The organism is Acinetobacter sichuanensis, assembly GCF_003024515.2.
Lineage (GTDB): Bacteria > Pseudomonadota > Gammaproteobacteria > Pseudomonadales > Moraxellaceae > Acinetobacter > Acinetobacter sichuanensis.
Genome location: NZ_PYIX02000183.1, coordinates 1 through 878, shown reverse-complemented (window position 1 = coordinate 878; position 878 = coordinate 1). Strand labels below are relative to the sequence as shown.

Annotated in this window: 1 pseudogene; it reads left to right on the top strand. The window is 37.2% G+C overall.

Features of this window, described 5'->3' with window-relative positions:
- Window positions 1-877: pseudogene (locus tag C9E89_RS23590) on the top strand (hypothetical protein); the annotation flags it as partial.
- Window position 878: the final 1 nt, after the last annotated feature.

Here is an 878-nt window from a genome sequence, read left to right as displayed (position 1 = left end):
GCAGCTATATGCCAAATTTAAACAAATTGAAGCTGAGGAGATTAACGCGCTGATTGTTCAATTTAAAGAACAAATTACAGCAGCCCAAACAGCGCAAGAGTTAATTAAGATCCGCACCACTTTTGCTTCAAACGGAACTTTAAGTGATGAACAACATGAAGATCTTAATACTTGTTTTAATGCGAGATTAGCTGAGATTGATTCAGAGCAATATGTACCCCAATCTAATATTGAAACTATTAGTCAAGATGATGTGACTGCTTCAGAGGATAGCTTTGTTTCTGATTCTAAAATTAATAACGCAAATGATTCATTTTTTGGTGATACAGAAAAGTCTCGTATAAGCGCTGAAATAAAACAAGAGCTAATGTATAAAATTTTCCAAATGAGTGCCGATGAATTGGATGCGATTGTAGTTAAGATCCATAACAATCCTAAGCTGGTATCTACACATAAAAATCATCTTGATGGGCATATTGAACTTCGTAGAAAAGCTTTGGCCAAAGAAGCAGATGCAGAAGCTGAGAAGAAATATCAAGAAAATCTAACTGATTTAATCAATAGAGCAAGTCAAGCACAAACTCCCGCTGAAGCCAATGCTTTAGTTCGATATACGACTCAATGGACTGAAGAACAGCGTAAACCATTAATTAATGCAATTAGTAAACGTTTAAACGAGCTGAATGTTGACGCTCAACCCATAGGGCAACCACCATCATTAATGGTGCAGATTCAAAATGCTCCAGACCTCACAACATTAGATGTACTAGAAATTGATGTGGGTAGTCGTCATCCAGATATTCAACCGAAACTCATGGGCTGTATTCGTGCACGTCGATTTGAGTTGGAGAATGGGTCTGATGGAGATGCTCAATGAA